The sequence below is a fragment of the Umezakia ovalisporum Ak1311 genome (genome assembly GCF_029891685.1).
Taxonomy (GTDB): domain Bacteria; phylum Cyanobacteriota; class Cyanobacteriia; order Cyanobacteriales; family Nostocaceae; genus Umezakia; species Umezakia ovalisporum.
In genome coordinates, this window is sequence record NZ_JANQDJ010000066.1 from 1 (window position 1) to 26,056 (window position 26,056).

At 40.9% G+C, this 26,056-nt stretch carries 26 protein-coding genes; 19 read left to right on the plus strand and 7 right to left on the minus strand.

Going from position 1 to position 26,056, the window contains the following annotated elements; translation table 11 throughout:
* The first annotated feature begins 227 nt into the window (after positions 1-227).
* The gene (locus NWP25_RS12040) at positions 228-704 is read left to right on the plus strand and encodes a Tic20 family protein (RefSeq protein ID WP_280652446.1); all 477 of its coding nucleotides are present in this window, start codon (positions 228-230) and stop codon (positions 702-704) included.
* Between the two features lie 104 nt (positions 705-808).
* Here NWP25_RS12040 and NWP25_RS12045 read toward each other — a convergent pair whose 3' ends face one another.
* On the minus strand, positions 809-2,011 hold the full coding sequence (locus NWP25_RS12045; protein ID WP_374912269.1) for a glycoside hydrolase family 10 protein: 1,203 nt from the start codon (positions 2,009-2,011) through the stop codon (positions 809-811).
* Between the two features lie 248 nt (positions 2,012-2,259).
* On the opposite strand from NWP25_RS12045, the gene NWP25_RS12050 reads away from it, so the two are divergent.
* Together NWP25_RS12050 and NWP25_RS12055 are read left to right on the plus strand one after the other, a co-directional pair.
* Positions 2,260-2,979, plus strand: a complete 720-nt coding sequence (locus NWP25_RS12050) for a hypothetical protein (RefSeq protein ID WP_280652444.1) — start codon at positions 2,260-2,262, stop codon at positions 2,977-2,979.
* A 90-nt stretch (positions 2,980-3,069) separates the two neighbouring features.
* Positions 3,070-3,723: a gamma-glutamylcyclotransferase gene (locus tag NWP25_RS12055; RefSeq protein WP_280699491.1), complete on the plus strand. Its 654-nt coding sequence runs from the start codon at positions 3,070-3,072 to the stop codon at positions 3,721-3,723.
* A 49-nt stretch (positions 3,724-3,772) separates the two neighbouring features.
* On the opposite strand, the gene NWP25_RS12060 is transcribed toward NWP25_RS12055, so the two are convergent.
* Positions 3,773-4,078 carry an RNA recognition motif domain-containing protein gene (locus NWP25_RS12060; RefSeq protein WP_280652442.1) on the minus strand — a complete coding sequence of 102 codons (306 nt, stop codon included), beginning with the start codon at positions 4,076-4,078 and terminating at the stop codon, positions 3,773-3,775.
* Between the two features lie 342 nt (positions 4,079-4,420).
* On the opposite strand from NWP25_RS12060, the gene NWP25_RS12065 reads away from it, so the two are divergent.
* Positions 4,421-5,707: an FAD-binding oxidoreductase gene (locus NWP25_RS12065; protein WP_280699493.1), complete on the plus strand. Its 1,287-nt coding sequence runs from the start codon at positions 4,421-4,423 to the stop codon at positions 5,705-5,707.
* Positions 5,708-5,762: 55 nt separating this feature from the next.
* Entirely contained in the window at positions 5,763-7,115 is a 1,353-nt protein-coding gene (locus NWP25_RS12070) for a (Fe-S)-binding protein (RefSeq protein WP_280699495.1), read from the plus strand.
* Between the two features lie 148 nt (positions 7,116-7,263).
* On the opposite strand, the gene NWP25_RS12075 is transcribed toward NWP25_RS12070, so the two are convergent.
* Both NWP25_RS12075 and NWP25_RS12080 read right to left on the minus strand, forming a co-directional pair.
* Entirely contained in the window at positions 7,264-8,688 is a 1,425-nt protein-coding gene (locus NWP25_RS12075) for an alkaline phosphatase PhoX (RefSeq protein WP_280699497.1), read from the minus strand.
* A 381-nt stretch (positions 8,689-9,069) separates the two neighbouring features.
* Positions 9,070-10,134: a YheT family hydrolase gene (locus NWP25_RS12080; RefSeq protein WP_280699499.1), complete on the minus strand. Its 1,065-nt coding sequence runs from the start codon at positions 10,132-10,134 to the stop codon at positions 9,070-9,072.
* Positions 10,135-10,289: 155 nt separating this feature from the next.
* On the opposite strand from NWP25_RS12080, the gene NWP25_RS12085 reads away from it, so the two are divergent.
* Positions 10,290-11,033: a response regulator transcription factor gene (locus NWP25_RS12085; protein WP_280652437.1), complete on the plus strand. Its 744-nt coding sequence runs from the start codon at positions 10,290-10,292 to the stop codon at positions 11,031-11,033.
* 237 nt (positions 11,034-11,270) lie between these two features.
* On the opposite strand, the gene NWP25_RS12090 is transcribed toward NWP25_RS12085, so the two are convergent.
* Together NWP25_RS12090 and NWP25_RS12095 are read right to left on the minus strand one after the other, a co-directional pair.
* Positions 11,271-12,221 carry a DNA polymerase III subunit delta' gene (locus tag NWP25_RS12090; protein ID WP_280652436.1) on the minus strand — a complete coding sequence of 317 codons (951 nt, stop codon included), beginning with the start codon at positions 12,219-12,221 and terminating at the stop codon, positions 11,271-11,273.
* Positions 12,222-12,286: 65 nt separating this feature from the next.
* Complete coding sequence (locus NWP25_RS12095) at positions 12,287-13,462, minus strand: DNA double-strand break repair nuclease NurA (protein ID WP_280692961.1); 1,176 nt, start codon at positions 13,460-13,462, stop codon at positions 12,287-12,289.
* A 451-nt stretch (positions 13,463-13,913) separates the two neighbouring features.
* Here NWP25_RS12095 and NWP25_RS12100 point away from each other — a divergent pair, with 451 nt between their 5' ends.
* The 7 genes from NWP25_RS12100 (at position 13,914) to NWP25_RS12130 (ending at position 20,439) form a co-directional block, all read left to right on the plus strand.
* A complete protein-coding gene (locus NWP25_RS12100) occupies positions 13,914-14,111 on the plus strand; it encodes a DUF2267 domain-containing protein (RefSeq protein ID WP_280686630.1) in 198 nt (65 codons plus the stop codon).
* A gap of 170 nt (positions 14,112-14,281) precedes the next feature.
* Complete coding sequence (locus tag NWP25_RS12105; RefSeq protein ID WP_280652449.1) at positions 14,282-14,989, plus strand: phosphoribosyltransferase; 708 nt, start codon at positions 14,282-14,284, stop codon at positions 14,987-14,989.
* Positions 14,990-15,070: 81 nt separating this feature from the next.
* Entirely contained in the window at positions 15,071-15,727 is a 657-nt protein-coding gene (locus NWP25_RS12110) for an HPF/RaiA family ribosome-associated protein (protein WP_280652433.1), read from the plus strand.
* A gap of 4 nt (positions 15,728-15,731) precedes the next feature.
* Entirely contained in the window at positions 15,732-15,932 is a 201-nt protein-coding gene (locus NWP25_RS12115) for a hypothetical protein (protein WP_280652432.1), read from the plus strand.
* Positions 15,933-15,967: 35 nt separating this feature from the next.
* Positions 15,968-16,441, plus strand: a complete 474-nt coding sequence (locus NWP25_RS12120; RefSeq protein WP_280652431.1) for a YbhB/YbcL family Raf kinase inhibitor-like protein — start codon at positions 15,968-15,970, stop codon at positions 16,439-16,441.
* A 378-nt stretch (positions 16,442-16,819) separates the two neighbouring features.
* On the plus strand, positions 16,820-17,335 hold the full coding sequence (locus tag NWP25_RS12125) for a DUF5132 domain-containing protein (protein WP_280656620.1): 516 nt from the start codon (positions 16,820-16,822) through the stop codon (positions 17,333-17,335).
* A 131-nt stretch (positions 17,336-17,466) separates the two neighbouring features.
* Positions 17,467-20,439: a cation-translocating P-type ATPase gene (locus NWP25_RS12130; RefSeq protein WP_280652448.1), complete on the plus strand. Its 2,973-nt coding sequence runs from the start codon at positions 17,467-17,469 to the stop codon at positions 20,437-20,439.
* A gap of 223 nt (positions 20,440-20,662) precedes the next feature.
* Here NWP25_RS12130 and NWP25_RS12135 read toward each other — a convergent pair whose 3' ends face one another.
* On the minus strand, positions 20,663-22,051 hold the full coding sequence (locus tag NWP25_RS12135) for a sensor histidine kinase (RefSeq protein WP_280688445.1): 1,389 nt from the start codon (positions 22,049-22,051) through the stop codon (positions 20,663-20,665).
* A gap of 146 nt (positions 22,052-22,197) precedes the next feature.
* On the opposite strand from NWP25_RS12135, the gene NWP25_RS12140 reads away from it, so the two are divergent.
* The 6 genes from NWP25_RS12140 (at position 22,198) to NWP25_RS12160 (ending at position 25,810) form a co-directional block, all read left to right on the plus strand.
* The gene (locus NWP25_RS12140) at positions 22,198-22,890 is read left to right on the plus strand and encodes a response regulator transcription factor (RefSeq protein WP_280652428.1); all 693 of its coding nucleotides are present in this window, start codon (positions 22,198-22,200) and stop codon (positions 22,888-22,890) included.
* 165 nt (positions 22,891-23,055) lie between these two features.
* On the plus strand, positions 23,056-23,367 hold the full coding sequence (locus tag NWP25_RS12145) for a hypothetical protein (RefSeq protein WP_280652427.1): 312 nt from the start codon (positions 23,056-23,058) through the stop codon (positions 23,365-23,367).
* 423 nt (positions 23,368-23,790) lie between these two features.
* Positions 23,791-23,973 (plus strand): hypothetical protein, encoded by a 183-nt coding sequence (locus NWP25_RS18710; RefSeq protein ID WP_390904312.1) that lies wholly within the window; start codon positions 23,791-23,793, stop codon positions 23,971-23,973.
* Between the two features lie 50 nt (positions 23,974-24,023).
* A complete protein-coding gene (locus NWP25_RS18715; protein ID WP_374912364.1) occupies positions 24,024-24,089 on the plus strand; it encodes a hypothetical protein in 66 nt (21 codons plus the stop codon).
* Positions 24,090-24,548: 459 nt separating this feature from the next.
* Positions 24,549-24,794, plus strand: a complete 246-nt coding sequence (locus NWP25_RS12155; RefSeq protein ID WP_280652426.1) for a hypothetical protein — start codon at positions 24,549-24,551, stop codon at positions 24,792-24,794.
* An 11-nt stretch (positions 24,795-24,805) separates the two neighbouring features.
* Complete coding sequence (locus tag NWP25_RS12160; protein ID WP_280652425.1) at positions 24,806-25,810, plus strand: hypothetical protein; 1,005 nt, start codon at positions 24,806-24,808, stop codon at positions 25,808-25,810.
* The last annotated feature ends 246 nt before the right edge of the window (positions 25,811-26,056 follow it).

Consider the following 26,056-nt stretch of genomic DNA (forward strand, 5'->3'; position numbering starts at 1 on the left):
GTTCAACAAGTTGAAAAATTAGGTTGAAAACCAAGAACAACCAAAAAATTGATTCCCTTCTCTCAATTTTATATTGGTCGCAATTCATCATCCCGTTAAGTCTGACCACTGTAACGTGAGTCCTCTTGCTCCATTAAGATAAAATAATTAGACTTGTCAGCAGTAGTAAGCAACTGCGTTATCCTAGGCTCAAGAAGTCTCAAATTTTAGCTAGAGGAGGACCCACAATGGCTTGGCGCGGCTCTACAACGGTTTCCGACCGCATTTTTGCTTGTTTACCCTATCTACTACCCTTGATAGAAGCTCTAACCTTTAGTAGATATTTGTTCGCTGATTTCCCTGCACTAAAATTACTGTTGATTCCTTTAGGTCCAGTACTGGTAATTTATCAAGTTGTTCCTTTTGCTAACTTGATTATTTTCTTTGCTTTATTTTTTTTAGTGGTAAGAAACGAAAAAATCAGTCACTTCATTCGTTTTAACACTATGCAGGCTATTCTTTTAGACATTGTGATATTCTTGTGTACCTTACTCCTGGAAATTCTGACTCCGATTCCTGGTGCTGGCTTGGCCGTACAAACCCTCTCCAACACCATATTTCTGGGCATAGTAGCAGCAGTGGTGTATTCTGTTGCTCAATCCTTGTTTGGTCGTTATGCAGAAATTCCAGCAATTTCTGATGCAGTGTATATGCAAGTGCGGTGATATCCTTCTGGATCTGTGACCCACATACCTGTTAACAGCTAAAAGTTAGTGTAACTTTACCTGAATCCGCGTCACTTTAGTGCGCGGAGTGGGTCAAATGATCATCAAGACCCAGGTGTGGAGAACATTTTCTTAAAGCCTAGTTGACGCTTAAGGGGCTCTTCTTGACTAAGATTCCAGAGAGTTTCATAGAAGAAAAAGGAAACTCCGGCGAATTTGCGATGGCGTACTTCTTGTACTTGGGATTGAATTTGTTCTATGGGTACAGTTTTATTTTTCAACCCCGATAAAATACCGATACTCACAGGAATATGACTACGGGCGGCTTTAACTTCGGGATATTCTAATTCTTGAATAAATACCTTCAAATCATCGCGATATATCTGTAATACCAAGTCTTCCACCAGTCCCATTCTTTCCCATCTCTGCCAGTCGGCTAGATAATATTCGTAAGAAAAACGCTGGGGATTAGGAGCCACAGAAACAATACAATCTTTGCCATTGGCTTTGATAGCTGCAAACACCCGCTTCATCAAGTCGGTGATTTTGTTTGCTCTCCATCTCACCCATTGGGGATTTTTGAAATCTTGGGGGGGCTCTTGACCACGATGTTCTTTTTTGTACAATGCTACTGTATAGGCATCATAGCCCAATTCTGATGGTAAGCCGAAGTGATCATCAAATTGAATACCGTCTATATCGTAGTTTCTCACGATTTCAACAATTAAATCTTGGATAAATTTCTGTACTTCCGGGTGAAAGGGATTCAACCAAACTCTTTCATGTATACCTTCTTTGACAATTTTACTACCGTCTCTGCCACTGGTGAGCCATTGGGGACGATTTTTAGCCAGGAGAGAGTCAGCCGGAGCCATAAAACCAAATTCAAACCAGGGAATCACTTTAAAACCTTTTTTATGTCCCTCAGTAACAACTTCTTTAAGCATATTTCGCCCTTGTAATCCTGGTTCGGGATCCATAGCTCGCCCAATTACTTTAGCTGCAACTTGACTAGGATACAATGTGTAACCCCAATTCCACACCACAGGGTAGACAGTGTTGAACTTTAAATCATCAAGGCGTTGCAAGGCGTTTTTGAGGCGATTGCCCGGAATGCACCGCTGGAGGCAATCGCGTTCAAATAGTAAGTTACTATCAATATTTGTTAACCACACGCCTCTTAATTCTGGCTTTGCTATGGTTTGGCCATTTAGCGGCAACCATAACATGAATGTGGCTATCATACTCAAACAAACTACCACGGCCAACAATTTCTGCTGGCGATGCTGAAAAATTTTCCACCCCATTAAGTCAACACACCAGTTGAGAAATTTTTCCATAACTTTCTAGACATAGCCTCTAACATAATTTAGACTAGTCTCTTTAGACATAAGTTGCGTGATTATGTGTGAGTTAGACTACTGACTTACTTATTTTTTGGTGAATTTTTGTAATATTTTTTTGTCTGACTTCATAACTTGCTACATCTCTCTCAGGAACAAATTATTATAGTCCTAACGTCTGTTTGGATATTAATAAGTATTGGTATTTTCCTATGCAGATTCCTCAGAAAAAATGTTGTGTTTCCTATCAAGGGTCAATAATCACAGTTTTAATTTTAGCTAGTATTTTGTCTGTAATTGGGGGGTTGACAATCGTCAAAAGTGCCACTGCTGAAGTATTAACAAAAAATCAGCGTAATCTCTTACCAATTCGAGTAGAGCAGGCTGTAAAGCGAGATTTAGCTAGGAGAAAGGCAATTGCTGTTAGAGAAATAAAAACTATCGATTATGAGCAAAAAAATTGGAACAATGGTTGTTTAGAACTACCTCAACCTGATGAGCTTTGTACCCAAGTCTTAGTTCCTGGTTGGCGAGTTGTAGTCTCTAACAACGCAAAAAACTGGATATATCACACCAATAGAAATGGGCGTTATTTGCGTTTAGCAGCACAAAATATATCCACAAATAACCCGGCTACAAATCTCCCTGAATCCGTGAAAGATGCAGTTCTGCAAGCGGCTTCTCAACGTTTACAAATGCCAAGTTTGCAGCTAAAAATTACTCAGTCTCAACCAAACACTTGGAATGATGGCTGTTTGAACTTGGCTGCTGCTGATGAATTGTGTACCCAGGCTTTAGTTCCTGGCTGGCGAGTAACTGTTACTGGTGCTGGTGAAAGTTTGGTATATCACACTAATGAATCTGGCTCTCTAGTCAGACTGAATAAAAAAGCCAGCTCGGTGGTCAGAAATCCAAGAGTATCGCCCTTATAACTTTAAACTACAGTTTCTCTATCGGTATAAAGTTGTATTTGTGGAGAACAAATGATAAACTAGTCCCTACATAAGTACTTCTAAAGATAGATGAGTCATCACAGCGATCGCTCACATCATACTTGGGTGCAACCTCATAATCCTCCCAAGCTAGATTTAAAACTGCAACAACAGTCACAGAAAGAGCCGATGTTTTACTATTTTGCCTATGGCTCTTGTATGTGTCCGGTAGATTTGAAGCGATCGCTTGGTGAAAATACCCATTCTTATATTATTGGGACTGGAATTTTAAAGGGTTACCGCTTAGGGTTTTATTCCTATTCTCCAACTCGCAAGTGTGGGGTTTTGGATGTCTTAACAGATATCAGCGCCAGTGTCAAAGGTGTACTGTATCAGCTACCTTGGCGACTGAGCGCATATCTAGACAAGCGTGAAGGTGTTTCCCAAAGTTTATATCGTCGGGAGACAGTGGATATTCAATGCGAAAATCAGATATACACCAAAGTTCGCACCTATGTAGTTGTTAACAAGCTCACGGAAGAACTCGCACCAAATGATTGGTACTTTAATGTTGTACTGCGGGGCGCCGTTACCTGTGGACTACCAGAGGAATATTGCTGGCATTTGTTTGATCATATGTACAAATTACAGCAGCGTGATCAAGAAAAGCAAATTTTGCCAACCGTTGACAAATCGCCATTGCAAGCCAATCCTAGCACTAACCAAGGGTTAAAAAGCTATTGAAAAATCTCAAGCCCGACTCGTCGGGCTTGAGATTTTTAAACTAAGTTACTTAATAACGGCTACGGAAATTACCGCCACCGCCACCACGGTTACCACTAAAGGTATTTCTATTTTCTCTGGGCTTGGCCTTATTGACTTTCAAATCCCGTCCCATCCATTCAGCACCATCAAGAGCTTCGATGGCTGCTGTTTCTTCTTCTTGTGTAGCCATTTCTACAAAACCAAAACCGCGCAGTTGCCCTGTTTCACGGTTAGTAGGTAGCTGTACGCTCTTTACAGAACCATACTCCGCAAACACAGCAGTAAGAGTTTCTTGTGTAACTTCGTAAGATAGATTACCTACGTAAACTGACATAAATTTTCTCCCAAATCGTAAGAGTGTAGAGATTCCGGTTTCGGAGAAAAGTCTGTAAATACCAAAAGGAAAGAGCCTGTCAATACTAAAAACAAAAGCTGATCGCCGAATAAATTCTCACTCTCCTACTATGACACAAATTCCAGCATCAGGTGAGAATTAATCAACATTGTGATGAAAAGTCACAAGAACACCCTATTATAGGCGGGATTACCAGGGGAATCGGTGTAACGGTAAAAGCATTCATGATTTGTCCATCACACCAAATTAACTGCGGCGAGGTAGCCCCTAAATTCTTTCGTTTCACCTTTAAATTAGAATTAGGACTAAAAAAATAAACTGATGAACCCCATCGCCTCTTGTCTCGCATCTACCATTGACGCAGAAAATGCCATCTGTCTTTGGGAAAACCTCGAACACAGCCAACAAAAACAAATTCAACAGGCCATCGCATCTGCAAACCCTCCCACTTGTATCGTCTATCCCCGCACCCAAAGACAATTAGCAGCCGTCATAGCCGAAGCCCACCGTCACTGCTGGCGCGTTTTGCCCTGTGGTAAAAGGAGTAAAATCAACTGGGGTGGTTTAGCTACAGGTATAGATATAGTAGTTAGCACAGAACGCATCAATCAACTCATTGCCCACGCCGTCGGTGATTTAACTGTCACAGTGGAAGCCGGGATGCAATTTTCTCAACTCCAAGGAATTTTAGCCCAAGCACGCCAATTTATTGCCCTTGACCCCAGTAAACCAGAACTAGCAACTATTGGCGGTATTGTCGCCACAGGTGACACAGGTTCTTTGCGGCAACGTTATGGTAGTGTACGCGACCAGCTACTAGGTATTACCTTTGTCCGTAGTGATGGGCAAATTGCCAAAGCTGGAGGGCGGGTTGTCAAAAATGTTGCCGGATACGATTTGATGAAGTTATTTGCTGGGGCTTACGGCACATTAGGTATTATTAGTCAAGTAACTTTTCGTGTGTATCCATTACAGGAAGCATCCAGTACCGTGGCGCTAACTGGTACACCAGAAGCCATATGTCAAGCTGCGGCTACTCTCCGCAATTCAGCACTAACACCAACCCAGGCTGATTTACTATCCACTCAATTGGTTTCTGAGTTAGGCTGGAATCAGGGGTTAGGATTAATTGCTCGTTTCCAAAGTATTAGTGAAAGTGTGAAAGAACAGTCAAATCGATTGTTGGCTGTGGCGGAAAGGTTAGGTTTAGATGGAAAAATTTATGTGAATGAACATGAAGACCATCTATGGCAAAGATTGCGAGAACTAATGGATGATTTGGGCAAAGATTCTACAATTACCTGCAAAATAGGAGTGTCACCAACTGCTGCTGTGGAGGTTCTGACCCAAACAGAAATGGGTTTAATTCATATTGGTAGTGGTTTAGGCTGGTTGCAATTTGAGGATGAAAAACAAATTTTAAAAATGCGCGATCGCTGTCAACAACATAGAGGTTTTGTAAGTATTTTAACTGCATCAAATCAGGTAAAACAAGCAATAGATGTTTGGGGATACACAGGGAATTCTTTGCACGTGATGCGCCAAATTAAAGCACAGTTTGATAGTAAAAATATTTTAAATCCCGGTCGCTTTGTGGGTGGGATTTAATTGAACCAAACGCAAAATACCAAAGGATAAAAAGGAATAGAGGAAGAAAATCAATATGCAAGTTTCAGAGAATTCTGTCAATGATACCGCTAGTATTAAGAATTTAAAAAGGTTTGATGTTAATTATCCACCAGACCCGAAGTTAATTGATAGTTGTGTACATTGTGGGTTTTGTCTTTCTACCTGTCCTAGTTATAGGGTGATTGGTAAGGAGATGGATTCTCCGAGAGGACGTATTTATTTAATGGATGCAATTAACGAGGGTGAAATAGCTCTGAATCAAGCAACCGTAGAACATTTTGATTCTTGCTTGGGTTGTCTAGCTTGTGTCAGTACTTGTCCTTCTGGTGTACAGTATGACAAATTGATTTCTGCCACTCGTCACCAAGTTGAACGCAATTATTCCCGCAGTTTACCAGATCAGCTAATTCGTCAACTGCTATTTTTTTTGTTTCCTAATCCTGATTTATTACGATTGTTTTTGTTTCCTTTAATGGTATATCAAAGGTTGGGTTTGCCAAAGTTAGTGCGCGCTACGGGTTTACTGAAAAAAATATCTCCCCGTTTGGCCGCAATGGAATCAATTTTGCCCAAAATTACTGCTCAATCTTTTCAAGATAATTTACCGGATATTATTCCCGCCCAAGGAGAGAAGCGTTACCGAGTTGGGGTAATTTTGGGATGTGTGCAACGGCTGTTTTTCTCCCCTGTCAATGAAGCAACTGTACGAGTTTTAACAGCGAATGGTTGTGAAGTTGTAATTCCTAAATCTCAAGGTTGTTGTGCGGCGCTTCCTGAACATCAAGGACAAACCGAACAAGGGAAGGCGTTAGCCAGGAAAATGATTGATAGTTTTGCCAATACTGAAGTAGATTTTGTTATTATCAATGCTGCCGGTTGCGGTCATACCTTAAAAGAATACGGTCACATTTTACAAGATGACCCAGATTATCGAGAAAAAGCTGAGGCATTTGCCGCTAAGATTAGAGATGCTCAAGAGTTTTTAGCAACAGTGGGATTGACAGTTAAATTATTGCCCTTAACTGATAAACCCTTAAATTTGGTTTATCAAGATGCTTGTCATTTATTACATGGACAAAAAATTAGTGTGCAACCCCGTCAATTGTTACGGAAAATTCCTGGTGTTAAGTTGAGTGAACCAGTAGATGCAGCTCTGTGTTGTGGTAGTGCCGGTGTGTATAATATGTTGCAACCAGAAGTTGCTGAAGAATTAGGCCGACAAAAAGTGCAGAATTTATTAAATACTGGTGCAGAGTTAATTGCTTCTGCTAATCCTGGTTGTGCGTTGCAAATTACTAAGCATCTGCAATTGCAAGGAAAAACAATTTTTGTCATGCACCCAATGGAGTTATTGGATTATTCAATTCGGGGTGTAAAACTGAACTGAGGGAGATAGACAAAGGCGCAGGAACAGACCATAAAAACCGGGTTTTTATGTCAAAAACCCGGCTGTTTAACCTCTGGTTTGATTTGAAATTACTTTTTCAGGCTTATTATGCAAATCCCTCTACACTAGTTCTATTTTCTGTGTAACCTTATCCACGATAAGCACGATTCCAAGGTCCAAAAATAGCAAGTGTAATACCGGGAGATTGAATGTTGACAAACATTGTTCTACCGTCAGCAGAGAAGCAAGCACCAGCAAACTCACTGGTACCCAGATTGTTCATGGCAAATTGATAGACCTCGCCCTTGCCATTAACGCCCACAATATAGTCTACTCCACTACCGTCTTCGCACAGGAAGAGGTCGCCCCAAGGAGCAACAGTGATATTATCTGGAGCCTGTAAAAATGCACCAGTGGGAGAACCTTCAACTACAAGGGTTAACTCTTCCCTAGCAGGGTCGTAAGCCCAAACTTGACCATTACCTCTGGCGTTAGCAGCAGAAGATGCTGGTGGACCACCTTGAGAAGCGACAAAATAGATTAATCCATTACCGTACCAAGCTCCCTCACCTCGGAAGAATATAGCCGCACCCTTTTCTTGAGCTTCCTTACGAACAGTATCTTGGTCGGGATCGGGATTGTCAATTTGAACCCACTCTACAGGTAATTTTTGACCAACTTGAACTAATCCTGGCTGACCACCAAAATTAGGATTATTGATTGTATTGAGAGCAAAATTTTCTGCGCCTCTAACTTTCAATGCATAAAGAGTACCACCTTGAGCCAAGTCACCCACTTTGGTGGGTCTAACATTAGGTACAAAGCGATAGAAGCTGCTATCACCACGGTCTTCGGTTTCGTAGACATAGCCAGTTCTGGGGTCTACAGCTATGGCTTCATGGTTGAAGCGTCCCATAGCTGTGAGAGCAACTGGAGTGACTAAACCACTGTTGGGGTCAGCAACAACTTCAAAGTTGTAACCATGTCTCACGGTTGCAGTACCAGCAGTACCAGTGGTGTTGCTACTTGTGGAGAAGGTTTCTTCACAAGTAACCCATGTCCGCCAGGGTGTAGGACCACCTGCACAGTTACGACTAGTTCCAGCTAAAGAGTTAAAGTGCTTAATTGGTTTACGGTCTGCTCCCACTACCACCGTGCTAGTTCCGCCTTGAACACCTGTAGAGTATCTGGTATCACCTCTAACAGGATTGTTTGCGGAAGAACCGAGTTCATGGTTACAAACTAGAATTGTTGTTTTGTTAGCTCCTGGGTATGCGGCCATCCCGTCATGTCCCTGGGGCACTGTAAACCCGTCATCCATTAGCTCACCAGTAAAATGGAAGGCGGTGTAGTTAAACCCACGAGGCAGTTGTAAAACGGGTACTCCTCTATATTGAGCAGGAAGTTCAGCACTGTTTAAAGGTAACTTTTCTTCAAGTCTTCCGTAGCCACGAGTTGTAGGCATTTCACCACGGGCAACCCTGGCATAGAATGCTTCCAATGGTGAAAGCATTGTCACCGTGGCTGCACTTGTGCCAGCTAAAGTTAAAAATTTACGTCTTGAGACTTGCATTATGTTGCTTCTCTTTATTTTTAATTCAATACGGGATCGGACACTAATACACTATTGAATCAACGTTAATATTGAATTACGATTGGTTTAACTCTAGGTTAGTAAAATAAAACCATCAAACCAGAATGTTGCTGTACACATAACTCTGAGCAAATGTTAAAAAATACTTAGGGCATTTGGGACTGAGTAGATTACATCAGCAAATAATTCACCAAATCTTTTTTGATTTACCAACACAGAGAGCCTCACTTACCCTCTTGAATCCTTAAGGATTGAAGAAGCAGTATCTTAATGTTGCTATTTTATTGAGAATTTCTACATATGTTTTATCTTCATGAAAGCTGCTGTATTTTTATTAACTTTGTCATATCATCGCCATGCCTATGGAATTTTTCGCCTGTTTTCTAACCACTCTAAAGTCCGATTCCAAGCCCACCAAAGGTCAGGATCTTTTGTTTGGCGCTGGCCTTGTTTGCTACTTAAATAACCAACATGACCACCATGAGCGGTAAGTAACAAATCTAGCTCTGGATTACTACCACAAGCGGCTTGTAACTGAGGGATAATTGCTGGATGAAATAAAGGGTCATCGGCAGCATATAAAATCAGGGTTGGTTTTGATATTTGTGGTAACAGCTGTAAAGCGCTACTGGCTTGATAATATGCTTCCACCGAGGGAAAACCCAATCTGCCAATTACCAATTCGTGGTCAAAAGCCCAGATACTATTAGCTCGTTTAATTGCTTCAGGGTCAATTGTGCCAGGATGAGCATCATGTATGCGCCACGCCAGTGTTTTCAATTTAGTTGCAATCAGCTTTTCTAAGTATTTACCAATAGGTTGTTTGACTAAATACTCAAGTGATCGCCTGGAATCCAAACTTGGACAAATAACCACCCCACCACCAATATCACTATCTCGTAATCCTAAATATTCATGGCCTTGAATCAAATCCGCCGCAGTTTTTATCCCCCATAGTGCTAATTGTCCCCCCAAGGAAAATCCTGTAAACCAAAATTTACCCGGACACCCCATAGCAGCAGCCCCCGCTGCAATGCGAACAAAATCTTCCCCTTCATACAAACCATCGGAGGTCAAAGTAGGAGATAATTCCGCTGTTTTACCGTGGGCACGCCAATCAAATAACACGACGGCGTATCCTTGAGCATAAGCTTTACGCCCTAAGAGTCTCAAAAACCATTCTTGCTCTATATCCCCAGTAATCCCATAGGTAGCAATAATCGTGCCGTGAGCATTTTTTGGTATTGCGACCAAACTAAAAATTGGCACACCCTGTCCACCAATAAAAATTTTTTTATGATAGGGCGGCTCTAAATGAGGAGTAGTTTGTTGCCAATAACGTTTTCCCCACAAAGCAGTGTAAACAGTCATTATTACACCATTTTGGAGAAAGCGGGGCGGATTGTAGGCAGAATGACACAACATATAGGGGATTTAGAGTACCTTAGTTTTGATTGCACCATTCTTCAGTTTCAAATTTTATGCTACATTGAAATGTTTCTTATAATCAAGATAAAAATCTTTGTATCTATCAAAGGTTCTTATTTATCCTTAATTAAGTAGTAATAAATTTTTTAATAATGCCCAGGATTCTTGTCATAGATGATGACCCAGCAATCTCAGAACTCGTTGCGGTCAACTTGGAAATGGCTGGCTATGATGTCAGTCAAGCTGAAGATGGCATCAAAGGTCAAGCGTTGGCTCTTCAGCTGCAACCTGACTTAATCATGCTTGACCTCATGCTGCCAAGAGTGGACGGATTTACAGTTTGCCAACGCTTACGGCGGGATGAGCGGACGGCGGAAATTCCCGTATTGATGCTGACTGCTTTAAGCCAAACTCAGGATAAAGTAGAAGGCTTCAATGCTGGCGCGGATGATTACCTGACCAAGCCTTTTGAAGTGGAAGAGATGTTAGCACGGGTGCGGGCATTATTACGGCGTACTGACCGCATTCCTCAAGCAGCAAAACACAGTGAGATTCTCAACTATGGCCATTTAACCCTGGTGCCAGAAAGATTTGAGGCTATATGGTTCAATGAAACGGTGAAACTCACTCACCTGGAATTTGAGCTACTCCATTGTTTACTGCAACGCCACGGTCAGACGGTTTCCCCCAGCGAAATCCTGCGAGAAGTTTGGGGCTATGATCCAGATGATGACATTGAAACCATCCGAGTACATATCCGCCACCTAAGAACTAAACTAGAACCAGACCCCCGTCACCCTCGCTATATCAAAACAGTCTATGGTGCGGGATACTGTTTAGAATTGCCCGGCTTACCTCAATCAAATGAGGATGCTTCCGCATCAGTGGTTGAGTGAAATTTCTCTTGGATTTCAAACATCACTAACGTAATTGACGCATCTGTACTTTGTTTCGCCACACATCTGATGAGACGGCTTCCTACTCTGCGAGCAGCCGCCTTTGAGAGTACAGTGCCTAAAAACTGCTATGTTGTGCATAAAATTCGCCAGGAGGAGCCAGGGCTGCATATGGGCTTTTCACCCAGACACAAGGGGCTAGTGTTCCTCCCGGCGAACTTCTCAACGGTGTGGTCATTAATCATTAGTCAACAGTCCTATAAAGGTGCATTCCCAAACTAGGCGCGGTTGGGCGTAACAAAGTAAGGATTTACGCGCTTGTTCTAGCTTGTGAATGATTTTTCCTTGGTGCCACTGTTGCCAGTAGAATTGTTGCAGATAATCGACTAACCACAGTTGTGCTTCTGTATCTAAATCTTGAGCAATTTTCTTGGCTAACTCCAGGGCTTGACTATAGGATGAAGGCACTTTAGTTACTTCTTGGAGTAACTGATCAGGAATTGCTTTTAATTGCTCATAAGATGCGATCGCACCTCCTGGACTACCCGCCGCTAGACTCAAAACTGTCTGATGCTGCAAAATTTCCTCATATCCTGTTTGGGTGAGTACCCGTGTTAAAGATGGTGTGTCTAAGGGATAAAAAGGAATGCGTTGACAGCGTGACACCAAGGTAGGCAAAACAGACTCAGGCGATGGTGCAATTAAAACCAAGGTGGCCTGTCCTGGTTCTTCTAAGGTTTTGAGCAAAGCATTAGCGGCTGGTTCCGCCATTGTTTGGGCTGACTCCAGTACCACTACATTTCTGGGTGCTTCCAAGGGGGGACGGGCGAGAAACTCAGTAATTTCACGAATTTGTTCTAGCCTAATTATAGGCGGTGCTTTACGCTTGAGTTTTTTCTCTGCTGCTTCTGCTGCTGTGAGTCGTTTTCCCTCATGTTGATACGTGGGTTGTACCCACCACAAATCAGGATGATTACCTTGACGCAAACGAATTTGTAAACCAGGGAAATTGCCTGTCTGTGCGGAAAATAATAACTCCACAAAGCACCGTGCAGCTAAAGTTTTGCCTACACCATCTATACCCACAAATAGATAGGCTGGAGCAACCCGATTTTGTTTCACCGCTTGGGTAAGTAATTCTATAGCTTGTGGTTGTCCCAACACCGGGGAAAATGAGTCCTTAATCATTGGTCATTGGTCAATGGGACAATTATGAGAGAATTATAGTCTGTTGACTTGGCAGCAAACCATAACTAAGCAATACTGCCTCGTTTTCTCACTTCTTTGTAAGAAGTGCCGACATTTCTCAAACCCGCTTTAATCATTTGTCTTTCTAACAGAGCAAAGAAACGAGTTTTATCACCCCCTCTTACCACTGCTTGATTGTGGGCTTCTGCCATGGCCACAGGGTAACCATAGCCTTTTTGTACCTGTGCCAGCATTAATCCTAGTGATTGGTGAAAAATATCTGTATTTTCAGCCACCCATGATGGTACTTCTATCCTCGCAATTTCACTACCCACGTGGACATGGCAAAAGTAAATTATTTCATCGCCATATAGTTCTAAAATACGGTTATTGCTCCGCCATAGTGGCCCCCTTTGTCCTGGTTGTAGTTTGCTTCCCCAGAAGGTAGTATCTCGCAAGGGTTCAAAAACTTTACAAGGTAACTTTTCTAATTGGTCTGGACAATAACTTTTACAATCGGGGGCTGGATGGGGACAAGCCAACAACCGTAAGAAGTTCATACAATCAACATTGCGAGACGCGCTCAAATAGCCCATGAGAGGAATTTGCGCCTGACTCATTTTTTGCCAAGCTTCCAGGATGGGCGGTAAAATGCGATCGCGAGCATCAGTGGGCAACTGTTCCAAGAACCAGTAAATTAAGGAACCATCAACCATTGCTAAAGTTGGTGCTTCTCCTTTGACCGCACAAGCTAGTTCTGCCAAAACCGTCGTTTCTGAAGCAGTGCGGCGATAACCCATCCACTCTTCGGTTTTAATCCCCCATTGGCGAGGCACATATAAATCTTCCGGGCGATAAAATACCTCTGGCAAACTATCAAGTAACGGTTGGCGATTTTGTCCGTAGTGTAAAACTACTCTGCCAATATTCAAAAGATAGCAATAGGCAATTTCATGATGGTTGGGGGCAATTTGGGAACCATCAGTAGCAATGACAGTATGCACTTTGGGGGGGACGGGGATATCAATACAGGTGTCTAGGGGCTCAATGGGCGTAGGATAAGCAAAGAGAATGCGATCGCGCCATTTTTCCTGAAGGTTAATTAAATCTTGTTGACATTGATAAGCTTGTTTTAAATGTTGCTGCGCTAATTCCAAACGCTGGCTACTGGCGGCAGCTTCTAAGGTAAGATGCTGACTTAAACCCTGCATTTGCCGCGACAATTTTGTCATATCAAGCATAAAAAAATTTCTAATTTTGGGGATAAATCCCCTTGACTTGCGTTTCATCCCCTAGCTAAAGCGTGGGGGTTCTCACGCTCCCACTATGTTTTGATAGGTAAGAAAAATAATCACTTATTTATACAAAAGTGTCATTTTGAACATATGCATACCTCTCCAGTATAGCACGAACAATTAACTATAGGAGTCCTATTTGACTTTTAATAGCTTTGGTGGCGTAGCCATAACTCCGTACATACTAAAAGCCTTATTCCCCTTTCACTGTTTCCTGCTCCCTACCTCTTTCTCCTCCATTAGATAGATAGGTCAACTGATTATGTCGCCTCGTTAGTCAGAGGTAATGCAACTTATAGCTTTCTATGATCAATTCAGAAACAGCAGCAAGACTGGATGATTGGTATTAACCACCATCACTAGTTAGCCACGGACAATAAATCTAACTGGACCAAAAATGCAACATAATGAATTTATTGCACAGGTGCAGAATCATGCGCACCTCCCCTCGCGCGGTGAAGCAGAACTCCCAACCCCTGAGACTTTAGGAACCTTGGGTGAGGTTTTAGTCGGTGCTCTCCTTGCAGGTTCTGCTGAACGTGCTAATGCTGGAGAAACCTTTTGTTTAGATGAACTTTTTCAGAGCATCAGTTAACCACAAAAGGTAGAAGTTGCCGATGGTCTTCATCATACCAGTGCGGTGTGGAGCTTTTGAATAAGGCGATTAGTGAGGGTGACATGGAAAATATTGGCTCTCGACTGTCATCACAATATGATCCATTGTTTAACACAGCAAGTTGAGAAAAGATGGTTGTTATCTAATAAATAAAAGCTCATTTTGCAGACAAATACCAGGAGAACCATACCATGCTATTCAAAAATCGCACAATAGCAGGTCAAATTTTAGCCGGGGAATTAACAGGATATGCTAATCGTTCAGATGTCATTGTACTAGCACTACCCAGGGGGGGTGTACCCATTGGGTATGAAGTTGCCAAAGCGTTAAATGCCCCACTAGATGTCCTGGTGGTACGTAAGCTGGGTGTGCCTCAGCAAGAAGAACTAGCAATGGGGGCGATAAGTTCCGGTGGCGTGCGGATTCTAAATGAACATATTGTTAAGTTGGCCAACATTTGCGAAGAAACAATTGCCACAGTTGCAGCCCAAGAACAACGAGAATTAGAACGTCGAGAAAATCTTTATCGAGGCCATTGCCCTTTCCCCGATTTACAAGGACGCATAGTGATTTTAGTGGATGATGGTTTGGCCACAGGCGCTACTATGTGGGCAGCAGTGGCATCTGTGCGGCGACAGAACCCGGCACAAATTGTTATTGCTGTACCTGTGGCTGCTAGCGCAACTTGCCGAGAGTTGGAAGTTGGCGTGGATAAAATTGTTTGTGCTGCCACACCTGAGCCTTTTTACAGTGTGGGTTTATGGTACGAAGACTTTCCCCAAACTACAGATGATGAAGTGCGTGATCTGTTAGCAAAAGCTCAAACTGGTTATCAACCGTTATCTTTGGGTGCATAGATAAGCTTAGACCTTTGAAAATGTCCATACTAGTTCATGAATTGATTTTTTCAAGCAGCCCATTGGAAATTTGACAAAAATATGAAACTACCACCAGAAATTACTTATCGTAATGTTGAAAAAACAAATGCGATTGATACTTTAGTTCATGAAAAAATTGCCAAATTAGAGCATGTTTGCCATCAAATCAATAGTTGCCATATTGCTATTGAAAAGATACATCATCGTCCCCGGAGTGGTTCACCTTATCGCGTGCGAATTGATATCACTGTGCCACCGGGTCACGAAATTGTCGCAGAAAGAAATCCGGCAGAAAGTAACCAATATGATCCTTTAGATGCGGTGATTCGGGATACTTTTAACGCGGCACGTCAGCAACTAGTTGAACTCAACCGACAGCAACATGAAAGCAATTGTGCAAAGCGCAGTGCCGGAGGCAATGGCCGTCAAAATCAAGAAGAATTACAGGCAACAACAGCACTTGTGACCAAACTATTTAAAGATAGGGGCTATGGCTTCGTGAGAACTTTAGATGGTCGGGAAATCTACTTTCACCGTAATAGTGTATTACATGACGATTTTGAGCGCTTACAAATTGGTACGGCTGTGCATTTGACCCAAGAACTAGGTGAACAAGGCCCCCAAGCTAGCACAGTTAAAATTATTGATAAGCCTAGCCCTCCTGTCGGCAAGTCCGAGCAGACCATCATTGAACCGCCGTTGGGGTGGGAGGAATAAGGGTGTGAACACGCAAGTTAATGAATTGAAACAAACTGCATCTCAATTGTTAGCCGCGATGCTATCAAATCCCCATATTTACCCAAAAGTTAGTGATGAGGGCGGCAATGGGCGTATGGAACAGCAATTAATTCTTGTGGCCATTGAGATGGCTGAAAGTTTAAACCAACACCTAGAAGACCCTCATCGCCTGCCGTCCAAGTAAACGAAAAACACTAAATTATTCACTATAATTCACTGATGGAACTTCAAAGTCTGGCTTTTTTCATCGGCAATTCCATTCCTTTTAAATACACCTGTGATGGCGAAAATGTTTCTCCTCCCCTAGCTTGGGATAGCCCACCGCCAGGTACAGTCAGTTTTGCATTGCTAATGGAAGATCCTGATGCGCCAAAAGAAACTTTTACTCACTGGGTAGTCTACGATTTACCTGCTAATTTGCGCCACCTACCAGAAGGGATGATAAAACAAACTCATTTACCTCATGGTGGTGTACAAGGGATGAATGATTTTGGTGAGTTGGGTTTTAGTGGACCCTGTCCGCCTCATGGAACTCATCGCTACTTCTTTAAACTTTACGCCCTGGATCAATTTTTGGGCTTACCACCAAGGGCAAGCAAAACTGAACTCCTGGCAGCTATGAAAGGCCACGTTTTAGAGGCTGTAGAACTGATGGGACGCTATGCTAGGGAAGGTGCTGTGGATTTTTCTTAATTAAAATTAAGCACTAAGCTAAATATGTTCATGTTGCAGTTTTCCTTAGGGCAAATTGGTTTAAACTCCAATGGTTTGGGGGTGAATGGTTGATGAACTATCCCAACAGTCAACTTTGTTAATATTCACTTTGATTGACACTCCCCACAGGTAGAAGCCCGGGGACTCTTGTAATCTGTGCAATCAGTTCACCCAGTTTGTGAATTTGTTGCTCGCGCTGTGTAGAAGTTGTCATTATTCTTTTATCTATAGGACTCCTATGACTGTTGACTGTTCCCTACATCAGGATATAGTTTTGAGACTATAGGCTGATGTAAATAAAAATAAATTTTATCAGTCTTAATATATTGATGCCTTAGTTTGGGAGAAAATTGGCAAATGACATCTACCTGTCACTGGCAACAAGTTAATATATTTGAAATTGTCGATAGTTTGGCAACAATGATTTCTTCATCTTTGATTCTTTCTGTTGCTTATGTTGTCAAACAACCTGTAGTTAGAACTACGATAACAGAAGGTATGGCTTTATCGGAAAGGTTCAAAGAAGTAGTGACAGAAGCAATTGATGAATTTGAAAATCAGGCAGGACAAGTAAATACCGATTTTAACCCAGAAACAGGGCAAGATTTTCAGTATGTCAGAGATGGTAGATCCGTTGTGGCTCAGGACTTGGTAAATATTATGTCTGATTTCAATGCCGATGTTGATAGAATGACAAACGGTGTTGTGGATTTGCGGTTACTAGTGCCTCTGGGATTGAGTTTATTTGCCATCGCCCAATTGGTTAAACAGGGGCTAAGGCTAGAAGAAATTTCTTGGTATATATTAGCGTGGTTTGCCTTTGATAGCTTTGTGAGACTTAACAATGAAAATGAATTAAGATTAGGGAAGTAGAGTATAAGGAGCTTTGCAAGTCTTCATAGTATGCTCATTCAACAGGTAGACTCTAGTTACTAGAATAACAATTGAGTATATAAACTAAAATACCCTCAGTTATTGGGGGTGCTATGGGAGCAAAATTTGCTGTGATTAAAGCAATACACACGAGAGTGAAAGGGAGAGCTAGATACAAAGTTGATCAACTTTATCTTTCGCCATTATTACAAAGATACTTAGAGCGATCTCTGGCGAATAAACCGGAAATATTTTATGTTTCGGCAAATCCATTAACAAGTAATGTTCTAGTTTGTTTTGAACCGAAAAAGAGCTGGAAAAAAATTGGCTTACTGATTCAGCAAACTATAAAAGATTATCAAAAAATTACTAGTTTATCTACAAGTAAAAAGCTATCAAAATCTTTAATTAATCAGCAATTAGCTGTTGATAATGATAAAAAACAACAAATAGATAATTGGCATTTGATGACAACGGATAAAATTATAGATAGATTAAATACTTCAAAAAGAAAAGGATTATCTCATGAAGATGTCATAGTCAACCTGAGTAAGTATGGTTCTAATGTTTTATCTGAAGTACCAACTCGTTCTTCCGCCAAGATTTTCATTGAGCAGTTTAAATCTCTGCCAGTTGCTTTACTGGTGACGGCGGCGGGAATTGCCATTATTACTGGCGGTGTGATAGATGCCGTTGTGATTATGGGTGTTGTTGGTTTGAACGCGGTGATTGGATACATGACAGAAAGCCAATCAGCAAGAATAATTCAATCTCTCAAAAATTGGGAGCAAATATTAACTTGGGTAATTAGAGAAGGTGAACAGGTGGAAATACCTGCGGAAAATGTGGTGATGGGAGACATTTTATTTCTCAAACCTGGTAGTTATATACCAGCAGATTCTCGACTGATTGAAGCCGATAACTTGAGTGTGGACGAATCTGCTTTGACTGGTGAAAGTATCCCCAGCACGAAAACTACTGCGCCTTTGTCTTGTGAAAATATCCCCTTGGCTGATCGTGTGAATATGGTGTACAAAGGGACTTTGGTTACTAGTGGTCAAGGACTGGCTGTAGTTGTAGCTACAGGTCAATTTACAGAAATGGGCAAAATCCAACAACTCGTGAATGAGGCTGTGTCTATAGACACTCCCCTGGAAAGACAACTAGACCAGGTGGGAGGTCAATTGGTTTTAATGGGGATGGGAATTTGCAGTCTTGTCTTTGGTTTGGGAGTGCTGCGGGGATATAGTTTATTAAGAATGATGCAATCATCTATATCTTTGGCTGTAGCTGCGGTTCCAGAAGGGTTACCGACGATTGCCACTACAACCCTAACCTTGGGCATCCGCGAGATGAGAAAGAATAATGTTTTGGTTCGCAGTCTCAGCGCGGTGGAAGCTTTGGGTTCTGTACAGACAATTTGCCTGGATAAAACCGGGACAATTACAGAAAATAAAATGTTAGTGGTGGAAATATCTACAACCACCCAAAAAATTAGAGTGGGGGAAGACAATATTCACCCCTACAGGAAGGATGAATTGTTAAGGCTGATTCATATATCCGTGCTATGTAACGAAAGCGAAGTCAGTCAACAGCCTAATGGTGAGTATGTGGTGACAGGTTCGCCAACGGAAAATGCTTTGATTCACTTGGCAATTAGCGCTGGGGTGGATGTTATACAACTGAGGCAAAAATATGAACTGTTGGAAACCAACCTGCGAACCGAAAACCGTAACGTCATGAGTACAATTCATGACACTGAGAATCACCGCAAGTTGATTGCAGTTAAAGGTAACCCAGCAGAAATGATTTCTATATGTCAATGGTGGATGAAAAATGGAGAAGTAGTGCCTTTAACGCCAAAAGACAGGCAAGGGATGGTAAGGGAAAATGAGCGCTTGGCACAAAAGGCACTGCGAGTCTTGGGGGTAGCCTATAGCTATATTGATGATGACAATATTGACGATGACAATAGCAATAATCATGAAGCAAACTTGATTTGGTTGGGTTTGGTGGGGATGACAGACCCCATTAGAAGGGGGGCGAAAAAATTGATTGGCGAGTTTCATCAAGCTGGAATTGATACAGTAATGATGACTGGAGATCAAAGTTCAACTGCTTATGCCATCGCTAAAGAATTAGAATTGAGTCGCACTGGCGAACTGGAAGTTCTTGATGCTACTAACCTTCAGAATCTCACTCCAGAAGCACTGACAGCAGTTAGTGACAAAGTAAACGTCTTTGCCCGCATCAGTCCTAGTAATAAACTGCAAATTGTCCAGGCTTTTCAAGCAGCTGGCAAAGTGGTGGCCATGACCGGTGATGGTATTAATGATGCACCGGCAATGAGAGCGGCACAAGTTGGTGTAGCAATGGGTAAAGGAGGAACTGATGTGGCGCGTGAAGTTGCAGATATTGTTTTAGAAGATGACAGACTAGAAACTATGATTATTGCTGTCAGTCGGGGGCGGACTATCTATAACAATATTAGAAAATCTGTGCATTTCCTCCTAGCCACGAATCTCAGCGAAATTATGGTGATGACTACTGCTATAGGTGCTGGTTTAGGGGAACCCTTGAATGCTATTCAACTTTTGTGGCTGAATTTAGTTAGTGATATTTTCCCTGGTTTGTCCTTGGCTATGGAAGCACCAGAACCCGATGTGTTGAGTCAGCCACCCCGCAATCCTGATGAACCAATTATCAAAAATTCTGACTTCGGCAGAATTATGTTTGAGTCAGGGACAATATCGGTCAGTACTTTAGCAGCATACAGCTATGCGCTACTCAGGTATGGTGTGGGGGCGCAAGCTAGTACTGTTGCCTGTATGACCTTAACAACGGCACAATTACTGCACACTATTAGCTGCCGTTCCGAACACCACAGCATATTCAGTCGAGATAAATTACCCGTAAATCCTTACTTAAATGCTGCCATGATGGGTTCTTTTGGTATGCAACTCTTAGTTACCGTTATTCCCCCACTGAGGAATCTTTTAAAGATTACTCCTATTGGTCTTATGGATGGTGCTGTGGTGGTCGCTGGTGGTTTAGTGCCGTTTTTAGTCAATGAAGGTACAAAAAAATCCCCTGTGCTGAGTTGAGAGTTGAATTGATATTGTTAACCAGTATGAGGACTTATGCTCACTGTGCAGTGTAGCGGGAGAAAATTTTAAAGTGATTGCGGTTCTTTTTCAGCAGCCTAGCCATTGGGCAAAGCGCGATGGATAAAACAACGTCTAATCTTTTTTTGCCGAGATGACTCACAGCTTTCTCCTGTCACTGCAATCCTCATTCAGGATAGACTGTGATTTGAGCAAATCCTATTTATTGACCAACCTCTATATATGCTGCTAAATGGAGCGGGATCATCACCGTAAATGTTGTTCCTACTCCCACTTCACTTTTCATACTAATTTCTCCTTGATGTCGTTCTACACATTTTTTAACAACTGGTAATCCCAGTCCAGTACCAACAATATTTTCCACATTTTTACATCGGTATAAAGGTTCATAAATTTTTTCTTGTTCTGCTGGTGGAATGCCTATACCTTCATCTATTACCTGAAAAATTATAGCCTCTGGTGAAGAATTTAAAATCAAGTATATATTACTTCCGGCAGAGGAATATTTAATGGCATTCAATAGTAAATTGCTAAGAATAGAGTACAGAAGTTTTTCATCTACATTGGCACGAAAACACTGGCCATAATTCCTAAATTCTAGGATATGGGTTTTTGTCCCAAATAGTTGTAAGTCTTCTAACAAATTTAAACAAAAGTTTTCCACATTAATCAATTGAGGTTTGAAATCTAGTTTACCTGCTTCTGCTCTGGTTAAAGTTAATACATCTGTTAAGAAATGATTCATTAATTTAGCTGAGGATTTAATCCGGTGGAGATTTTTTAATTGCTGCTTGTTTGCCGATTCGGTGAGGGTTTCACTTAACAATTGTGAAGACAGCAAAATAATACTTAACGGCGTCCTAAATTCATGAGAAATCATTGCAAATAAACGAAGTTTTAATTCACTAAATTCTTTTGCTTGAGCTAGAGAAACTTCTAATGACTCAATTTTTTCGCGTTTTATCCATTGACGTTCGAGAATAATAGATAAACTAGAAATAACTACAAGACTTAAAATTGTCCCCACTATTTCTATGAAAATTCGGAAATTAATACTATTATGAGATTGCTCTAGAGTAAGTTGCAGATGACTTTGTTCTTCTGCTCTAATATCTGCTATAAACGGCCGCATTTTTTCTCTGATATTTACGCTGTGTTCAGTAATATTATGTTGTGCTTCTAATGCAGTTTTATCTTTCTGATAAAGTTCTATTGATTGTGCCAAAAGATTTAATCTTTTATCTACCAATGACTTCAACCGTAAAAATCGCTTCTTCTGATTTAAACTAGGGTGTATCTGCTCCCCTAACAGCTTGAGTTCAGACTGCATATTTGCTATTTCATTTTGATATTGCTTTAAATCTTGACTGCTACCTAAAAATATATATCCTCGCCGTGCCGATTCCGCTGCTGTCATGGCAGCATAAAAATTTGTCAAAGTATTGAGGGTTTGATAAGTCCTCTGCACGCTATTAGCTCCCTGTCGGATTTCAGTTGTGTTCTTGAATGAAGTAAAGGTGACCACACCCATCAGTAACAACGTTAAACTGAACCCGCTAACAATCCATTTTCCTTGAAGACACCATTTCATAGATTTTTGTTAGATAAATTTCGCAAAAAATCACTCATTTAATCGTTATAATTGCCATTGCTTACCGTTGAATAAGCTGCAATATTTCTTAAGCTATTCAGTCAAGTATGGGTAAGTTTTTCTATTGACTAAAGGAAGGATATATTATGCGAATTCTTGTAGTTGAAGATGATATACAATTGGCAGAGATACTAACAGAAGCTTTAAGTGGACGGCAGTATGTAGTAGATGTTGCCAAAGATGGCGAAGCAGCTTGGAACTCAGCAGAATCCATCAAATATGACTTAGTGCTGCTGGATGTAACACTGCCAAAACTAGATGGTATCAGGTTTTGTCAACGTTTACGTAGTATTGGCACAAATCATCCAGCACATCAAAATTGCAGCGCACCAGTGTTAATGTTAACTGCTCGTGATACTGTCGCTGACAAGATAGCTGGGTTGGATGCAGGAGCCGATGATTATGTGGCTAAACCATTTGATTTAGAAGAGTTGATGGCTCGTATACGTGCTTTACTCAGACGGGGTAGTTCTGCAAGTACAGTAACTTTATCCTGGGAAAAACTGCACCTGAACCCCAGTACCTACGAGGCTACCTATAATAGTGAATCTTTAACACTAACTCCGAAAGAATACGCAATTTTAGAATTGTTGGTTGCTAATGGCAGAAGGGTGTTGAGTCGTTCTAGTATCATTGAGCAGGTTTGGTCTGTGGATGATTCTCCTGTGGAGGAAACTGTAAGGTCTCATATTAAATGTCTCCGACAAAAACTGAGAGCTTTAGGTGCGCCAGAAGATCTGATTGAAACGGTTCACGGACTGGGCTATCGCCTGAAATAGGAATTATTGGGTTTTATGCAAATTTGCTGTTTTACTTTATACTTAATAAATTATAAAAATTGTTAGAGATTTTTCTGCACAAATTCTACACAAATTCTGCACATTGATTGCATACATGGGTTATATGATTTTACTTGCATAATCCAACTAAGAGATGAATTGTGGATGAAATGGCAAGATTCATATGATGGTTGGTTAATTGAATTAATACTATTGCTTGAAGGTTATACATTTAACTATTGGATGCCAAATGAGCAAATAGCAATTAGCAATAACCATATCTGTCCCAAATTATATCAAGCTGTTAGAGCAGCTAGGAAAAGAGCAAAATTAGAATCTACAAGTTGGGCAATTATCTCTTTTTTAAATGAATCTTGTCAGAACTTTTATCTTAGCTATGAAGAACATATAGCTCTGATAAATTCAATTTATGACTTTATTAGCTCAGTTACTAAAAATGAAAATCCAGACTCTTAATTTCAGCATATGAACAACCAATCTTTTTGTTTCGATACGGAAGTCAGTGTTAAATTTGGCAGTTTCAGTAATTGTTTAAATTGCCTGAAATTACATCTGCTTGAGCCAATAAAGTTAAATCGCGGTAGTGGTAGATAATCTCTTTCCTCTCGTTAATTAGTTATCAATTTTAGGTTGAATTTAGGTTGAATTTGTACAAAACACCACTTTGCATCAGGTAAAAAATCTGACAGCAAAGTTTTTTTTTAGCTCAACTAAATCACAATGTATGCCCTCCGGTGGATAATAGAACTATTTTTATAGTGTCTGGTAAAAGTATATCCGAAACTAAAAATATTCAATTACATATTAGCATCTTGAGAAAAGATGTGGTTATTTTTGAATAATAATAAATTTTGTTTTTAAGGTTCTGGAGAATTACAAATGACAAGGGTATGTCTCAACCTCCCTTTGCGGAATCCCGTGTTAATTAAAATCAGTGAATCTGAAGTCAAAAACCCTGGTGGAATTCCCATTCCCGACAAGGCAAAAGAAAACCCAAAATGGGATAAGTTGTGGCCGTCAGGCCTGGCAGGTATAATGAGGATGGCTCATGTTAAACGATAGGGGTTAATGTAAGCGATCAAGTTCTCTATTCTAAATACGCAGTAATTGACATTAAAATAGGTAATAAAGATTACATATTAGTGAATGAAAAGGAAATTTTAGCAATTGTGGGATAGTGATTACATAGTGTATCCCAATTGATCGGCTTGAGCTGAAAGACAAATTCCCTGTCTCTCATGGCCTTGTCATGGGAGAGGTATTTGGCTATTAGACAATACGGTTGAATGAGATAACCGCCTTCTGTTATTGTGGGGCGGTTTTTTATCACATTTTCTAACCTACATAAAAACTAGCAATTTTAAATGCAATGTGGAAAATATAGCCAATTTGACATAAATTTTTATAGAAACATTGTTAATTTCTCTATTTAGTACCCCAGAGGGATATAGGCCATAGACGCTTAAATGGTGATAATTAACTATGTGTATCTCAAGAACATAGCCTATTGGTTACTTGCAAGTTACGTTGAATCAAAATCAATGATTTGAATAAAACTTACAATTGAACGTACACGGATGACATTTTATTTGCTTGAATAGCTATATTGATAGGAATAAAATTCACAATTCTGGATTATGCCTAGTAAAGTCATTGATGTTAGAGAATATACTGTCCGGGCGCATAAAAGACAGATTCATACTCGTGTTTTCCATTTTGTCTGTAAGCAATGCAACCAGACTACACAGCGCGAGACATTCGGCCCTCGCCCATTATATTGCGAGCAATGCCGACCACCACAACCACCGAAAAAATCCCATCACTCATCTCAAAAAGCAAAACCTAGACCAATGACTTACAAAAGTGATACCAATTTAGGATGATTTGTAGCTTGATGAATAATCACTTACCATTAGAACCTCCTGAAGCTTTTCTTCCTCCACTATTGGAATTACGAGAATACTATGCTCGCCTCGTAAAAGAGTATCAAAGCTTATATACACAGGCGCTATCTCAGCTAAATCATGTGGATTCTTTATTGTCTAACTGGTCTTCGTCAGAAGATCACGGCAATATGCCAAAGCTGGAGATGCTTCCACAGGCTTCTTCTTCATCTCAACAAGATTCATTGTTATCTGTACCTGATGAAACTGTGGATTCTGACCAGTATGAATTTGAAGACTCAGATAATTTGCACATAGATAATTCAGCTAGTACAACGACGGAGATTCAAGATCCTCAAAAGTCAGCTACATTTTCTATAGACAGTGAAGATGAATCAATCAAGGTGCCGGATATTCCCTTGCTTCCTGAATATCAAAATCAAAGTCGGATGGAAGCTATCAAAAATCTCTTGCGCAAACATATTGGTACTTTTTGTCATATAGATTTTATTGTGCGATCGCTTTATGGAGATTTAGACATACACACTTTCAAAGTTGTCAAAGGTAGAGTCCAATCGTCGCTAACACAGGGTAGAGAAAGGCGTGTTTGGTCAAGTATTCCTGACGAGCCTGGTTGCTACACTCTTGATTTAGGTTTGGTCAGGTCTAATAAGACCAAAGGTTACTCTCAGACTAGCAAATACAAAAAGAAGAAACTGCTCCCGATTCCGCATACAAATGTGATCCCGATGCTTGATGAATTTGAAGGTAAATTTTTGATAGATGCTCTTTCTGACTTTTTGGAAAAACACTCCGGCAGAATTTTCAGTGTGAGGGAAATCATCACTGGTATTTATGGAGAACTAAATGAGCAGGAAATTCGAGAGGTGAAAACAAAGGTGCTCAATGAACTATCACGAGGTTATCGAACAGGGCGATTTTCTAGAGTACCTGATAAAATTGGTTTCTACACCTGGGATTCAAAGTTCATGTTAGAGGGAAGTAGAGGGAGATGAAGTGGGGAGGTGGGAAGTTCCTCAACTCCATTTTGGATTTTAGATTTTAGATTTTGGATTCACATCCCAAAACGGTTCAGTTAAGCAAATTCCAGTCCCCAAATGTTGGTTTACTCAAACAGTAAGCCGCAGCTACCTTCCTCAACCAAACCTCTGTAGACGTTGACTTTTATGCTTAACTGAACTGTATTGTCCAATCGATGCTGAATTGGATACGGTCTTCACGACGCATCCCAACATAGCCCA

Excerpts from the sequence above, each read along its gene's own strand:
- NWP25_RS12040 (WP_280652446.1), top strand. The coding sequence starts at position 228 with ATGGCTTGGCGCGGCTCTACAACGGTTTCCGACCGCATTTTTGCTTGT.
- NWP25_RS12045 (WP_374912269.1), bottom strand. The coding sequence starts at position 2,011 with ATGGGGTGGAAAATTTTTCAGCATCGCCAGCAGAAATTGTTGGCCGTG.
- NWP25_RS12050 (WP_280652444.1), top strand. The coding sequence starts at position 2,260 with ATGCAGATTCCTCAGAAAAAATGTTGTGTTTCCTATCAAGGGTCAATA.
- NWP25_RS12055 (WP_280699491.1), top strand. The coding sequence starts at position 3,070 with ATGAGTCATCACAGCGATCGCTCACATCATACTTGGGTGCAACCTCAT.
- NWP25_RS12060 (WP_280652442.1), bottom strand. The coding sequence starts at position 4,078 with ATGTCAGTTTACGTAGGTAATCTATCTTACGAAGTTACACAAGAAACT.
- NWP25_RS12065 (WP_280699493.1), top strand. The coding sequence starts at position 4,421 with ATGAACCCCATCGCCTCTTGTCTCGCATCTACCATTGACGCAGAAAAT.
- NWP25_RS12070 (WP_280699495.1), top strand. The coding sequence starts at position 5,763 with ATGCAAGTTTCAGAGAATTCTGTCAATGATACCGCTAGTATTAAGAAT.
- NWP25_RS12075 (WP_280699497.1), bottom strand. The coding sequence starts at position 8,688 with ATGCAAGTCTCAAGACGTAAATTTTTAACTTTAGCTGGCACAAGTGCA.
- NWP25_RS12080 (WP_280699499.1), bottom strand. The coding sequence starts at position 10,134 with ATGTTGTGTCATTCTGCCTACAATCCGCCCCGCTTTCTCCAAAATGGT.
- NWP25_RS12085 (WP_280652437.1), top strand. The coding sequence starts at position 10,290 with ATGCCCAGGATTCTTGTCATAGATGATGACCCAGCAATCTCAGAACTC.
- NWP25_RS12090 (WP_280652436.1), bottom strand. The coding sequence starts at position 12,221 with ATGATTAAGGACTCATTTTCCCCGGTGTTGGGACAACCACAAGCTATA.
- NWP25_RS12095 (WP_280692961.1), bottom strand. The coding sequence starts at position 13,462 with ATGCTTGATATGACAAAATTGTCGCGGCAAATGCAGGGTTTAAGTCAG.
- NWP25_RS12100 (WP_280686630.1), top strand. The coding sequence starts at position 13,914 with ATGCAACATAATGAATTTATTGCACAGGTGCAGAATCATGCGCACCTC.
- NWP25_RS12110 (WP_280652433.1), top strand. The coding sequence starts at position 15,071 with ATGAAACTACCACCAGAAATTACTTATCGTAATGTTGAAAAAACAAAT.
- NWP25_RS12120 (WP_280652431.1), top strand. The coding sequence starts at position 15,968 with ATGGAACTTCAAAGTCTGGCTTTTTTCATCGGCAATTCCATTCCTTTT.
- NWP25_RS12125 (WP_280656620.1), top strand. The coding sequence starts at position 16,820 with ATGACATCTACCTGTCACTGGCAACAAGTTAATATATTTGAAATTGTC.
- NWP25_RS12135 (WP_280688445.1), bottom strand. The coding sequence starts at position 22,051 with ATGAAATGGTGTCTTCAAGGAAAATGGATTGTTAGCGGGTTCAGTTTA.
- NWP25_RS12140 (WP_280652428.1), top strand. The coding sequence starts at position 22,198 with ATGCGAATTCTTGTAGTTGAAGATGATATACAATTGGCAGAGATACTA.
- NWP25_RS12145 (WP_280652427.1), top strand. The coding sequence starts at position 23,056 with ATGAAATGGCAAGATTCATATGATGGTTGGTTAATTGAATTAATACTA.
- NWP25_RS18710 (WP_390904312.1), top strand. The coding sequence starts at position 23,791 with ATGACAAGGGTATGTCTCAACCTCCCTTTGCGGAATCCCGTGTTAATT.
- NWP25_RS12155 (WP_280652426.1), top strand. The coding sequence starts at position 24,549 with ATGCCTAGTAAAGTCATTGATGTTAGAGAATATACTGTCCGGGCGCAT.
- NWP25_RS12160 (WP_280652425.1), top strand. The coding sequence starts at position 24,806 with ATGAATAATCACTTACCATTAGAACCTCCTGAAGCTTTTCTTCCTCCA.